This is a genomic window from Formosa undariae (genome assembly GCF_042427615.1).
GTDB lineage: Bacteria > Bacteroidota > Bacteroidia > Flavobacteriales > Flavobacteriaceae > Formosa > Formosa undariae.
In genome coordinates, this window is record NZ_JBHMEZ010000011.1 from 442,063 (window position 1) to 455,137 (window position 13,075).

The following is a 13,075-nucleotide window of genomic DNA, read 5'->3' on the forward strand; positions in this document are numbered from 1 at the left end:
TTTTAAATTTATAAACAATGACTTATAAACGTTTTTTATTAACTCTATGTTGTATTATGGTCGCTTCAGCATCTTTTGCTCAAATGAACATTTTAAATGCAAAAAGCCCTGAGGAAATTGGTCAGAGAACTAGTGCCCAAATTGCATTAGATAGCGATAGACCATTAGAATATGGTTATGTAGACGATCGCGATGTATTGTTTTCTAAAATGGTTTGGGAAAAAATTGTGTTGGACGAGCGTGTTAATTTTCCGCTGTATTATCCGGTAGATACCAATAACATTGGAAGTAATAGACGTTCTCTTTACGATGTTCTTTTAAGAAGTATTAAGGAAGGTAAGATTAAGAATATTTACGACGATTCTTATTTCACAACCAAAAGAACTTTAGGAGATATCCAAGATGCCTTAGCTTTAGTAGACACAACAGATGTTGGTTACGAGCAATATAACGCAGAAGGTACTGTAGATGAACAATATATTAGAAGACAGGAAATTTCGTCTTATGATATCTCTGAATACTGGATTAAAGGATTGTGGTATTTCGATAAGCGTCAATCTGAGTTAAAATACCGTTTATTAGGTATTGCTCCTGTTGCTCCGGATGTAAACTTTTTAGATGCTGAAACGCCTGAATTAATTCCATTATTTTGGATATTCTTCCCAGATGCTCGACAGGTTTTACATGAAGCAAAAGCGTTTAATAGTAACAATAGCGCGGTGCCATTTTCTTTCGATCTTATTCTAAACTCTAGACGTTTTAATGGATATATCTTTAAAGAAGAAAATGTTTTTGGAGACAGAGAAGTTAAAGAATATATTGCAGATAATGCTTTAATGCAGTTATTAGAATCTGATAGAATTAAAGAAAATATTAGAAATTTCGAATTAGATATGTGGTCATATTAATTTAGAAATAGCATAGTATAGAAAAAAGGCTCACAATTTGTGAGCCTTTTTTTATAAACCTAGTTTTTAATCATAGTATCTTTGCCTCATGATAGAAGTAGATTATTTAGTAGTAGGTTGTGGATTTGCAGGACTGTCTTTTATAGAAGAAGTTAAGGCACATAATAAATCTGTTTTAGTTTTCGATAACCAATCTCAGCAATCCTCTACGGTTGCAGGAGGGATGTATAATCCGGTTATCTTAAAACGTTTTACTGCAGTTTGGAAAAGTCAAGAACAGTTAAGATTGGCTTTACCATTTTATGAAAAATTAGAAGAAAAACTTAACATTACTGTAGATTATAAGCTTCCAGTGTATCGTCGTTTTGTATCCACAGAAGAACAAAATAATTGGTTTGCGGCTTCAGATAAATTAAATGTAGGCGAATTTATTTCAACCAAATTAATAAAGAACACCAATACGAATCTAGATGCAGATTTTGGTTTCGGAGAAGTGCTTCAAACTGGACGTGTAGATTCAGCACTTTTAATGTCTTCATATAGAGCTTATCTGAAGTTGAATGAGGAACTAGTAGAACGTTCATTTCAATACGACGATTTAATACCAACAGATACAGGTTTTACCTATCAAAACATAAATGTAAAGCATGTTGTTTTTGCTGAAGGCTTTGGTCTAAAACAAAATCCGTTTTTTAATTATTTACCTTTACAAGGTTCTAAAGGAGAATTGCTTATAATCCGTGCTCCCGAATTAAAAATGGATTTCCTGCTTAAGTCTAGTGTGTTTGTAATGCCTTTAGGTAACGACTTATATAAAGTAGGCGCAACTTACGAAAGGGACGATAAAACGAATAATACAACAGAAGCTGGGAAGAATCAATTGCTAAGTAAGTTAGAATCCTTTTTAAAATGTGATTTTGAAGTTGTAGATCAGGTCGCAGGTGTACGTCCTACAGTAAAAGATAGAAGGCCATTAATAGGTGCACATCCCGAACACAAGAATATGTATGTATTAAACGGTTTAGGTTCTCGAGGTGTCTTAACTGGTCCCTATGTTTCTAAACAACTTTATAGCGCTATCGAAAATGGAGGTGAATTGGATATTGAAATTGATATAAAACGCTATCAAGGCGATTATGCTCCTATTTCTTAACTAAGTCCTTAGTGTAGCTCATAAACATGTTTATCCAAATATTTCTGGACAAACGCATTATTATAGGCATAAAGGCTATTAAAGTGCAAACAATAGCAATAAAAGCGGTTATAAGTCCGGATCCCAAAAATAAGTGGCTAATTACAAAAGCGGCTACTGCAAAAGCAATACCTACGGCATAACTTACGTACATTGCGCCATAAAAGAAGGAAGGTTCAATCTTATATTTAGTATGACAGTGCGAACAATGTTCATGCATTTTTAAAGTGTCCTTAAGCACGTACGAATTTTTATTAACGTACATAGATTCTTGATGACATTTCGGGCAAGCACCCGTAAAAATACTATATAGTTTCGATCCTTTTGTAAACATTTTATTTAATGTATTTTTGCAATCAATTTTAAAATACAAACTTAAGATTTAATCGCTTAAAGTTTGGTAACATTAGTAACAATTCTATGCTTAACATTCATAATTTATCTATTTCATTTCAGGGTGAATATTTATTCGAAGAGATAACCTTTAAACTAGGTCAAGGGGACCGTGTTGGTTTAATTGGTAAAAATGGTGCCGGAAAATCGACCATGCTGAAAATTTTATCTAAAGATCTAGAACCCGATTCTGGTCAGATTTCTGCAGATAAAGATTTAAAAATCGGATTTTTACGACAAGATATAGATTTTGTTTTAGGACGTACCGTTTTAGAAGAAGCTTATCAGGCCTTCGTAGAAATCAAGATACTTGAGGGTAAAATGGAGTATATAAACGAGCAGTTTGTTACCCGTACAGATTACGAAAGTGAATCTTATCATCAATTAATGATCGATTTAAACGATTTACAGCACCAATACGAAATTCTTGGAGGATACAACTATCAGGGAAATACAGAACGTATCTTACAAGGTTTAGGATTTCAGCGTGAAGATTTTGAAAAACTAACAGACACATTTTCTGGAGGTTGGAGAATGCGTATCGAATTAGCAAAATTGTTACTTCAGAATAATGATATCCTGTTGCTCGATGAGCCAACAAACCACTTGGATATAGAATCTATTATCTGGTTAGAAGGATTTTTAAAAACGTATCCAGGTGCAGTAGCTATTGTATCCCACGATAAGATGTTTTTAGATAATGTTACCAATAGAACAATAGAAATTTCATTAGGTCGTATTTACGATTATCCAAAACCATATTCGCAGTTTTTAGTATTGCGTCAAGAGATTAGAGATCAGCAAATGGCATCTCAGAAGAATCAGCAAAAACAAATCGAGCAAACTGAAAAGCTAATTGAAAAATTCCGTGCCAAAGCGTCTAAAGCAACTATGGCACAGTCGCTTATAAAAAAGTTAGATAAGATAGATCGTATTGAAGTCGATGAAGATGACAATAGTGTGATGACTCTAAATTTTCCGGTATCAGTTACACCTGGAAAAGTTGTTGTAGAGGCTAATGATATTGTTAAAGAATATGGCGATAAGAAAGTGCTTCAAGGTGTTAGTTTACATATAGAACGTGATAGTAAAACTGCTTTCGTTGGACAAAACGGACAAGGAAAATCTACTTTAGCTAAAATTATAGTCGGTGAGTTAGAACATGGCGGACAGTTAAAACTAGGACATAATGTTCAAATAGGATATTTTGCTCAGAATCAAGCGGAGTATTTGGATGGGAATAAAACCGTTTTAGATACGATGATTGATGCTGCAAATGAAAAGAACAGAAGTAAAGTCCGAGATATCTTGGGATCCTTTTTGTTTCGAGGAGAAGAAGCCGATAAGTATGTACGCGTATTATCTGGAGGAGAAAGAAACCGTTTGGCATTAGCTAAGTTAATGCTTCAGCCATTTAATGTTTTGGTTATGGATGAGCCAACCAATCACTTAGATATAAAATCTAAAAATGTACTTAAAGACGCTTTAAAACGCTTTGAAGGAACGTTGTTACTTGTATCTCACGATCGTGATTTCCTTCAGAATCTAACAGATAAGGTGGTTGAATTTAAAGACCATAAGCTAAAGGAGTATTTAGGTGATGTAGATTTCTATCTAGAAGAACGTAATGTTCAAAATCTAAGAGAAGTTGAAAAGCGTAATGTGGTTAAAAATCAACCAAAAGAGAAATCTGCAACGTCTTATGAAGATCAGAAAAAATTAAAATCTCTTAATAATAAGTTGAGTAAAATAGAATCTCAAATTAGTGAATTAGAAAGAGAGATTAAAAAAACAGATTTAGACTTGGCTTCAAACTACGACGAATTGGCTAATAAACCAGGGTTTTTCGATAGTTATAAGAAGAAGAAAAAGAAATTAACGGTATTAATGTCGGATTGGGAAGATGTACAAATGGACCTTGAAACCTTAAAAAGTTAATAAATATTGCTCTTTATCGAAAAAAAGAGACTTTAAGCAGTTTTTTTATGTTAATTTGTGGCTCCCAACCACCGCGATATGAAAACATTACTACTTACTTGTATTTGCTTAATTTCTTCATTTTTTGTTAAAGCAGAGATTCCGCTTAGTGAAAAAAAAGCACTTGTTAATTTATACTATGCAACCAATGGTGAACATTGGAAAATACCATGGAATTTAAATGAACCTGTAGAAAAATGGCATGGTGTTACAATAAGTAACGATCATGTTATTGTACTTCATTTACCAAGTAATAATTTAATAGGCGAGTTGCCAGCAAGTATTAGTGAATTAAGATACCTAACAAGGCTTAATTTAGCTTCGAATAGGTTAGGTGGACCAATACCACGTTCTATAGGGCAGTTAAGAGATCTTAAAAGCTTAGAGTTATTTCTTAATGAATTTATCGGTTACTTACCTGCCGAAATAGGAAACTTGAAACAGTTACAATTTTTAAGTCTATATCATAATAAATTAAAAGGAAATGTACCATCCTCTTTTACGAAATTAGAAGACTTAGAAATGTTGCAATTGGGAAGGAACTATTTTACTGGATATTTCCCTAAGCAATTATGTAGTCTGCAAAACTTAGAACATTTAAGTTTACATGATAATGCTTTTGAAGGTGAATTACCTAACGAATTAGGTGATATGAATAATTTAGAAGAATTAATTATCACGAACAATAAATTTTCAGGGTATCTACCAAAGGCAATAGGGAACTTAAATAAGTTAACTACCCTAATGTTGAAAAAAAATAATTTCAATAAAGACTATTATTGTTTTACAGATCGCATGCCTGTAGGGTATCTGTCGATAGAAATTGAGAATGAATCTGTAATTACAGATCATAATTAGGATATTATTTAATTATTATACAATAAAGTATGTTTGAGCACTTCTTTACTTGTCCGTATTGCTGGGAAACGATTTCTATGTTGTTAGATACAGGTGTTTCTAAACAGCAATATATCGAAGATTGTGAGGTGTGTTGTAATCCGATCGAGATACAGGTATCTTTTTTAGAAGGTGAACTTTCAGATTTTCAAGCAACTACAAATTAGTTTAAATATTTTTTTAAAATATGCTTGGTATATCAAAAAAGGGTCGTATATTTGCAGTCCGAAACAACGAGATCAGTATTATGAGCTGAAAGTTAAAAGCTAAGTTTGGTGTTTTAGGATTTACATCGCGGGATAGAGCAGTAGGTAGCTCGTCGGGCTCATAACCCGAAGGTCACTGGTTCGAGTCCAGTTCCCGCTACTAGTAAAGAAAAGGCTTTGCAGAAATGTGAGGCCTTTTTTTATTTCCAATAGTACAGAATAAGTACAGAATATTCCTATTTTCAAAATTCAATTCTATTTATGCTCATTTGCCTTCTATTGATAATAAGTAGTATCAAATATCTAAATAGTGTTTGGATATAAAGGTGAACATTCTTTCTTTGCACAACCTGTGCATCCATTATTTTGTATCTTTGTCAAACTTTATGAAAATATTCGTTTCCATATCAATGTCAATTTTATTCTTTTTTCAGGGAATTAGCATTGATATGGACTTTTGTGGACCAATTAAAGAAATTTCAAGCATTATTACCCATTATCAAGACCATAAAGTTTATGGAGACTCTTTCCTTGAATATGTAGTTGAAGATTACATTGACAATGATGCAAAAAATGAAGGGCATCATAATAACCCAGATAAGGAGAATACACCAGTCCATTCCCATCATCAATGTTGTCACCCTTTAGTATTAATTATTGCGAACAACAATTCGGTTTTAACCAATCGACTAAAGTTTGAAGAGAAAAAACAGTTTAACTTACATAAAGTAAACTTCACTTCCAGATATCTGGAATCGCTTTTCCAACCCCCTAAAGTATAATTCAGTTTTTTTTAGGATAGCTATATCCTACCGTGATGCTTTTCAAAGTAAGTATCGCATCATAAACGCATTGCATTTCTTTGCATTGCGATGTTTAAACTGAATTAATACTTTTTCTATGATTAACAAAATCATTTCATTTTCCATTAATAACAAGTTTATTATTGGGCTCTTTATAGTGGCACTTGTAGGTACGGGCATTTGGTCTATGGCCACTATAAATCTGGGTTCTGTACCCGATATTACCAACAACCAAGTACAGGTTATTACAGTTGCCCCAAATTTAGGTACTGAAGACATTGAACAATTTGTTACTTATCCGGTAGAATTGGCAATGGCAAATCTACCAGACGTTATCGAGCTGCGTTCGGTGTCTCGTTTTGGATTGTCAGTTGTTACTATCGTATTTGAGGACGAGGCAGGCACATATCTTCCCCGGCAATTAGTGCAAGAGAAATTAACCGAAGTTGCCGGAGAAATCCCCGAAGGCTTCGGCACGCCATTTATGGCCCCAATTACCACAGGTTTGGGCGAAATCTACCAATACAGCCTAAAAGTAAAGGAAGGCTACGAAGATAAATACGATGCAATGGAGCTTCGTACCATCCAAGATTGGATTGTAAAACGCCAAATGGCATTAGTTCCAGGAGTCGTCGAGGTAAATGCTTTTGGAGGATTTGTGAAGCAATATGAAGTAGCCATAAACCCCAATAAGCTAAAAAGTTTCGGTATTACAATGAACCAGGTCTTTGAAGCCCTTAAAGTGAACAATGCCAATACTGGAGGTGCCTATATAGAAAAAAATAACCAAGCCAATTTTATCCGTGGCGAAGGCTTGGCCCGAAGTATCGCCGATTTGGAAAACACAGTTGTAACTACTCAAAACGGTAGTCCCGTTTTAATACGGGATGTCGCTGAAAAGGTTGGATATGGCAGCCAAGTACGCTATGGCGCTTTTACCCAAGATGGACACGAATCTGTGGGCGGACAAATTTTAATGCTGAAAGGCGAAAGCCCAGGCGACGTGATCGAAAATGTGGAAAAGCGTATTGTAGAAATTCAAAAATCCCTGCCGGAAGGCGTTTATATTGATGCTTTTTTAAGTCGAAGTGAACTTATTGAGGCAACCACAAGTACCGTTAAAACAAATCTAATAGAAGGTGCCCTTATTGTCATATTTGTTTTGGTCTTGCTTTTAGGAAGCTTCCGTGGTGGCTTGATAGCAGCGTCGATAATCCCTTTATGCCTATTATTTGCATTTATTTTGATGAAACAATTTGGCATTTGGGCAAATTTAATGTCCTTGGGTGCGATCGATTTTGGGATTATTGTAGATGGTGCGGTGATTATCGTGGAAGGAGCGGTTTTCCACATTCATCAACGGATGAAAAAATCCACAACCGCCATTAACCAAGCTGAAATGGATGAAATCGCCTATGACTCTTCAAGTAAAATGATGAATTCTGCCTTCTTCGGTCAACTAATTGTTCTTATAGTTTTTACACCTATTCTGTTTTTGACCGGTGTGGAAGGGAAAATGTTTCGACCAATGGCATTTACATTTGGTTTTGCCGTTTTAGGGGCAATTATTCTTTGCCTTACCTACGTACCAATGATGTCATCATTATTTTTAAAACCTGCTAAAAATCAAAATAGTTGGTTTGCCAAATTTGAAAACAAGATTGATAGGTTCAGTGATAAAATTATGGGGGTTCTGAATCGTATCTATCTGCCTATATTAAATTTTGCACTTCGCTTTCGGGCAGGTGTGGTTATAGGCGCGGTTGCCTTGCTTTTGATTGCAGGATTTATTTTTAGCAATATGGGAGCAGAATTTGTCCCTAAATTTGATGAAGGCGATATTGCATTTCAAGCATTGATAAAACCAGGGAGCAGTCTTTCAGAATCTATTGAGGCCTCAGAGAAACTTCAGAATTTAATCAATGAGTTTCCGGAAGTAAAAACAGTAGTTTCAAGGATTGGTGTGGCTGAAATACCAACAGACCCAATGCCTATGGATATTGCCGATAGTTATATTATTCTTGAAAAGGACAAGAGTAAATGGACATCCGCAGATAGTAAAGAAGAACTCATAGAAAAGATTCAAGAAAAAATTTCAGTAGTTCCCGGCGTAAATTTTGTGTTTACACAACCTGTAGAACTTCGTTTTAATGAATTGCTGACTGGTGTCCGTGAAGACGTGGCCATCAAATTGTACGGAGAAGATTTGGACGTTTTGGCAGACAAGATACAGGAAATCGCGGCAGTAATTAGGACCGTTCCCGGAGCGGCTGACATTAATGTGGAGGCTACAAGTGGTTTGCCACAAATGACGGTGGTATATAACCGTGCGAAAATGGCACAATACGGTGTAACCGTTGATAAGCTGAATGATTATGTAAGTGCTTCATTTTCAGGAGAACAGGCAGGAGTCATTTTTGAAGGGGAAAAACGGTTCGATGTGGTCATTCGTTTGGCAGAGGAATATCGACAAGACATCAATAGCTTAAAAAACCTTTATATAGACCTGCCAAACGGTGCACAAGTACCATTAAAGGAGGTGGCAGATATCAGCTATAAACCCGGACCAATGCAGATTTCAAGAGACAATACCTCTCGTCGTACTTCCGTGGGCGTGAATGTTCGTGGGCGCGATGTAAAATCGATGGTCGAGGAAATTCAACAAAAATTGGAAACGGATGTTAAACTGCCACCAGGTTATTTTGTAACCTACGGCGGATCATTTGAAAACCTACAACGAGCATCAGACCGATTGATGATTGTAGTCCCAATCGTTCTATTAACAATATTTGTTCTGCTTTACTTTGCTTTGAATTCAGTTACACAAGCCTTGATGATCTATATGGCAGTGCCTTTGGCGGCCATTGGTGGCGTTTTCGTTTTGTTGATTCGTGGAATGCCTTTCAGTATTTCCGCGGGAGTCGGATTTATCGTGCTCTTCGGAGTTGCCGTATTAAACGGACTCATACTCATAAATAAGTTCAATGAATTAAAAGACAGTGGAATGACAGATTTAAAAAAACGTATATATGAAGCTACGCACGAACGTTTACGTCCAATTTTATTAACAGCCATTACAACAATTATGGGCTTTATCCCAATGGCGATTTCTACCTCTGGTGGTGCCGAAGTACAGCGGCCCTTGGCGACAGTAGTCATTGGAGGAATGCTTACGGCAACATTTCTGACCTTGGTGGTTATTCCTATTCTTTATTATTGGCTTGAATCGAGAAAGGAACGAAACAATAACGATGGAGGTGTAAGCTATGTCAACAAATCAACGAACATTGTAACCGTATTATTGATGGTTGGCGGTTTGATGGCTTCTGGAACTGCTTTTGCCCAAGACACCAATCAAAATGGAACAATGCCAAAAACCTTGACTGTAGATGAGGCCATTGCTATGGCAAAACAGAATTATCCATCGCTTAAGGAAAGTCAGGCATTTATTGAACGGGAAAAGGCACTAAAGGGAACGAGTTTTGACCTTGGTAGCACACAAGTTTTCACGGGCAAAGAAGAATATGGCAATAATCTTCCTGGAGTGCAAACAACCGTTGGCGTGCAACAGGGCAATATCGATTTGCTTTCAGGATTTTCAAAATCGAAGTTTTATAAAGAGCGCATTGCCTTGGGAGAAAAGTTTTATGTGGCCAGTGAACAACAGTTGGTGCGCAATGTGATGCAAGCCTATGACCAAATTAATTATTACAAGGCACAGTTGCGTTTTGCAGACCAATTGGACAGTATTTATGCCAATTTTAAGTCCGCTGCCCAACTTCGGTATGACACTGGAGAAACAGGCAAGTTGGAATTTATTTCAGCCTCTTCCGAATTTCAACAGATTCAAGTGTTGAGGCAACAAGCTTTTGATGATATTGAAATTGCCAAACGTGCCTTAAAACAATATTTGGGAACGGATGAAACCATCGAGACGGTAGATGGTTTTTACGAGCCATTGGATTTTATGGCGACATTGGATTCAACTTCGGTTGCCAATAACCCAATGTTGCAATATGCCTTGCAAAATGCCGAAGTAAGTAAAGCAAATGTGGGCGTTGAAAAATCGCAATTCCTACCGAAATTCAGTTTATCATATGGCAGGCAGGTTGTGGATGATGTTTCAGGGTTTAATACCTATCAGGCAGGTATTAGTATTCCGTTATGGTTTTTTCCGCAGAAGTCAAGGGTTAAGGCAGCCAAGGCAGACGCAATGGTAGCAGAGAATCAATATTTGGAGCAAAAAGCGGTTACAGAAAGTCGTGTTTCACAATTGACCAAATCACTCGAAAAAACAAAGAAGATTTTGCAATATTACGAAGAAGGCGCACTATTGTTGGCAGAAGAACAAATTACCACAGCGCAGTTGGCTTCTAAAGAAGGCGAAATAGATTACGTCAATTATATCACCATTCTTAATAGTGCCATCCGTATTAAACAAAACCATTTACAATACATCAATCAGTATAACCAGCAGACCATTGATATGCAATATCAATTGGGCAATTTATAACCTTAAAAAAAGAGAAATGAAGAATATACTATTAGTTAGTACCGTATTATTTACACTTATGTTTATGAGTTGTAATGATGCCCAAAAATCTGAACTTGGACATAATGAAGCCGAAGGTGTATCAAAGACCAATGAAGTTGGAGAAGATGCACACGGCGAAGAAGGCCACGTTGAAGGAGAGGAAGAAGGTGGTCACAGCGAGGAAGAAGGCGTTGTAGAACTTACAAAGCAACAAGCTGAAACCATCGGTTTGGAAATGAAATCTTTGGAGGAACGGAATTTAGGGAACAACATTAAGGTAACAGGTACGCTGGAACTTTTCCCACAGGATAAGGCGAATATCAGTCCGTTTGTTGGTGGAAATGTGAGTTCCATAAAAGTAATACCTGGAGATAATGTAAGTAAAGGACAGGTATTGGCATATATAGAACACCCAGATATCATTGCAATGCAACAGGAATATCAGGAAAAAAATGACGAACTGGTCTTTTTGAAACAGGATTTTGAGCGCAAGCAGACTCTTTATGACAAAGGTGTTTCTTCTGGAAAGGAATTTCAGATGGCGCAGTCAAAATTTCGTTCCACAACATCCAGCGTCAATGGTTTGCGGTCCCAATTGAGACTGTTGGGCATTAATCCGGACAAAGTGGCTGAAGGCCAAATATATTCCGCTGTTCCCATTACCACACCCATAAGTGGCTATGTGGATGAAGTAATGATTAGCCTTGGCGATTACGTGGCGCAACAATCCAAAATGTTCTCAATAAGCGATAATTCAAAGATTTATGTCAACTTCAAAATATATGAGAAGGACATAAAGCAAATCAAGAAAGGACAACAGATATATTTTTCTACGGCCTCTCGTCCAGATGAACTGCTTAAAGCAACCGTTCGGTCTGTGGGTAAAACATTTAACACCGACCCAAAAGCTTTGGAAGTTCTGGCAGATATTGAAAACGAGGATAAAAACCTATTGCCGGGTATGTACGTGGAAGGGCGAATAGTGCAAGGTGAGAAAAAAGGTTTCGCCGTACCGGAAGCCGCCGTTATAAAAGAAGGCGAGCAATCCTTTATTTTTATTCTGGATGAAGATGGAGAAATGGAAGCGAACAAAATGAAATTTAAAATGATACCCGTAACGGTTGGTATTACTGATTTAGGCTTTGTTGAAGTCAATCTGCCTGCCGAAGTTTCAAAGGACGCCAAAGTTGTCATAAACGGAGCTTATAATCTCTCTTCGGAAATGGTTAAAGGCGAACTGGAACACGGACATTAATTCAATAATAATCAAAGATTTTGATTCCGGGTTTGTTTATCGTCTTAATTAGTTAGTTAAAAATTAGAAAACAGGCTCGGTTCAAAATTGATTTAAAATATTCATAATATGAAGGAAATAAAAGCATTTATAAAACCGAACCGAATCCAAAGAGTCATTGAAGCACTATCAGATAATGGATTTAAAAGTATGACCCTTTCACAAGCAGAAGGAACTGGCGCCTTTAAGTCAAAAGGTGCAAGACCGTCGTTGGATTTTCACGTGACAGATAGTCCAGTGGTTAAGTTGGAACTGGTCTGCCAAAATGAGGAAGCCCAAGTGGCCATTGAAACAATTATAGCCAACGCCAAAACCGACGGACCTGGAGATGGTATTATTTATATCGCAAATATAGAAGATGCCTTTCAGATTAAATCTGGAGATTCCTTAAAACGGTACGACCTATAAAACACTTTGTTGCAAATGGAAAAAATAGTCCAACTACTTGAAAGCAAAGGGATACGACCTACGGCTATGCGCCTAATGACTTATAAACGTTTGGTGGAATTAAAGGTAGCCATCAGTCTTGGCGATTTGGAAAAGGATTTTAAGGTCAGTGAAAGAAGCACCCTATTTAGGACTATGAAAGCGTTTGAAGAAAAAGGTATTGTGCATCAAATTGAGGATGGGACAGGTGTTATAAAATACGCCCTTTGCGAAGAAAATTGTGAGTGCGAGGTCGGCAACGACCTTCATTTACACTTTCATTGCAACAATTGTAATGAAACTGTCTGTTTAACAGAGCATAAAATCCCTCATATCAACTTACCTGATGGCTATATTACCGAGGATATCAACTTGGTGGTAAAGGGCATTTGCGAAAAATGCAGCGACAATCTGGATTAAACGTTTGGTTTTTAAATTCAATTAT

The 13,075-nt window shown here is 36.6% G+C and carries 11 protein-coding genes and 1 tRNA gene; 11 read left to right on the forward strand and 1 reads right to left on the reverse strand.

What is annotated here, in order from left to right; translation table 11 throughout:
* Positions 1-17: 17 nt before the first annotated feature.
* Together porN and ACFFVB_RS10535 are read left to right on the forward strand one after the other, a co-directional pair.
* Positions 18-908 carry a type IX secretion system ring subunit PorN/GldN gene (gene porN, locus ACFFVB_RS10530; protein WP_382382707.1) on the forward strand — a complete coding sequence of 297 codons (891 nt, stop codon included), beginning with the start codon at positions 18-20 and terminating at the stop codon, positions 906-908.
* Between the two features lie 88 nt (positions 909-996).
* Positions 997-2,061 (forward strand): NAD(P)/FAD-dependent oxidoreductase, encoded by a 1,065-nt coding sequence (locus ACFFVB_RS10535; RefSeq protein ID WP_382382708.1) that lies wholly within the window; start codon positions 997-999, stop codon positions 2,059-2,061.
* On the opposite strand, the gene ACFFVB_RS10540 is transcribed toward ACFFVB_RS10535, so the two are convergent.
* Entirely contained in the window at positions 2,051-2,434 is a 384-nt protein-coding gene (locus ACFFVB_RS10540) for a DUF983 domain-containing protein (RefSeq protein ID WP_382382710.1), read from the reverse strand. The two genes, ACFFVB_RS10535 and ACFFVB_RS10540, sit on opposite strands and share 11 nt — an antisense overlap.
* Before the next feature lie 86 nt (positions 2,435-2,520).
* Here ACFFVB_RS10540 and ACFFVB_RS10545 point away from each other — a divergent pair, with 86 nt between their 5' ends.
* The 9 genes from ACFFVB_RS10545 to ACFFVB_RS10585 all read left to right on the forward strand — a co-directional run bounded on the left by ACFFVB_RS10545 (position 2,521) and on the right by ACFFVB_RS10585 (position 13,050).
* Entirely contained in the window at positions 2,521-4,431 is a 1,911-nt protein-coding gene (locus tag ACFFVB_RS10545) for an ABC-F family ATP-binding cassette domain-containing protein (RefSeq protein ID WP_382382711.1), read from the forward strand.
* Between the two features lie 78 nt (positions 4,432-4,509).
* Positions 4,510-5,328: a leucine-rich repeat domain-containing protein gene (locus ACFFVB_RS10550; protein ID WP_382382712.1), complete on the forward strand. Its 819-nt coding sequence runs from the start codon at positions 4,510-4,512 to the stop codon at positions 5,326-5,328.
* 29 nt (positions 5,329-5,357) lie between these two features.
* Positions 5,358-5,534, forward strand: coding sequence for a CPXCG motif-containing cysteine-rich protein (locus ACFFVB_RS10555; RefSeq protein WP_382382714.1), 177 nt, complete (start codon positions 5,358-5,360; stop codon positions 5,532-5,534).
* A 126-nt stretch (positions 5,535-5,660) separates the two neighbouring features.
* Positions 5,661-5,733, forward strand: a tRNA-Met gene (locus ACFFVB_RS10560).
* 226 nt (positions 5,734-5,959) lie between these two features.
* Positions 5,960-6,355, forward strand: coding sequence for a hypothetical protein (locus ACFFVB_RS10565; RefSeq protein WP_376891300.1), 396 nt, complete (start codon positions 5,960-5,962; stop codon positions 6,353-6,355).
* 118 nt (positions 6,356-6,473) lie between these two features.
* A complete protein-coding gene (locus tag ACFFVB_RS10570; RefSeq protein WP_027126749.1) occupies positions 6,474-10,889 on the forward strand; it encodes a CusA/CzcA family heavy metal efflux RND transporter in 4,416 nt (1,471 codons plus the stop codon).
* Between the two features lie 16 nt (positions 10,890-10,905).
* Positions 10,906-12,165, forward strand: coding sequence for an efflux RND transporter periplasmic adaptor subunit (locus ACFFVB_RS10575; RefSeq protein ID WP_027126748.1), 1,260 nt, complete (start codon positions 10,906-10,908; stop codon positions 12,163-12,165).
* A 108-nt stretch (positions 12,166-12,273) separates the two neighbouring features.
* On the forward strand, positions 12,274-12,612 hold the full coding sequence (locus ACFFVB_RS10580; protein WP_027126747.1) for a P-II family nitrogen regulator: 339 nt from the start codon (positions 12,274-12,276) through the stop codon (positions 12,610-12,612).
* 15 nt (positions 12,613-12,627) lie between these two features.
* Complete coding sequence (locus tag ACFFVB_RS10585) at positions 12,628-13,050, forward strand: Fur family transcriptional regulator (protein ID WP_027126746.1); 423 nt, start codon at positions 12,628-12,630, stop codon at positions 13,048-13,050.
* Positions 13,051-13,075 lie beyond the last annotated feature (25 nt).

Coding starts and splice junctions, on each gene's coding strand:
- ACFFVB_RS10550 (WP_382382712.1), top strand. CDS start 4,510: ATGAAAACATTACTACTTACTTGTATTTGCTTAATTTCTTCATTTTTT.
- ACFFVB_RS10565 (WP_376891300.1), top strand. CDS start 5,960: ATGAAAATATTCGTTTCCATATCAATGTCAATTTTATTCTTTTTTCAG.
- ACFFVB_RS10535 (WP_382382708.1), top strand. CDS start 997: ATGATAGAAGTAGATTATTTAGTAGTAGGTTGTGGATTTGCAGGACTG.
- porN (WP_382382707.1), top strand. CDS start 18: ATGACTTATAAACGTTTTTTATTAACTCTATGTTGTATTATGGTCGCT.
- ACFFVB_RS10575 (WP_027126748.1), top strand. CDS start 10,906: ATGAAGAATATACTATTAGTTAGTACCGTATTATTTACACTTATGTTT.
- ACFFVB_RS10540 (WP_382382710.1), bottom strand. CDS start 2,434: ATGTTTACAAAAGGATCGAAACTATATAGTATTTTTACGGGTGCTTGC.
- ACFFVB_RS10585 (WP_027126746.1), top strand. CDS start 12,628: ATGGAAAAAATAGTCCAACTACTTGAAAGCAAAGGGATACGACCTACG.
- ACFFVB_RS10555 (WP_382382714.1), top strand. CDS start 5,358: ATGTTTGAGCACTTCTTTACTTGTCCGTATTGCTGGGAAACGATTTCT.
- ACFFVB_RS10545 (WP_382382711.1), top strand. CDS start 2,521: ATGCTTAACATTCATAATTTATCTATTTCATTTCAGGGTGAATATTTA.
- ACFFVB_RS10570 (WP_027126749.1), top strand. CDS start 6,474: ATGATTAACAAAATCATTTCATTTTCCATTAATAACAAGTTTATTATT.
- ACFFVB_RS10580 (WP_027126747.1), top strand. CDS start 12,274: ATGAAGGAAATAAAAGCATTTATAAAACCGAACCGAATCCAAAGAGTC.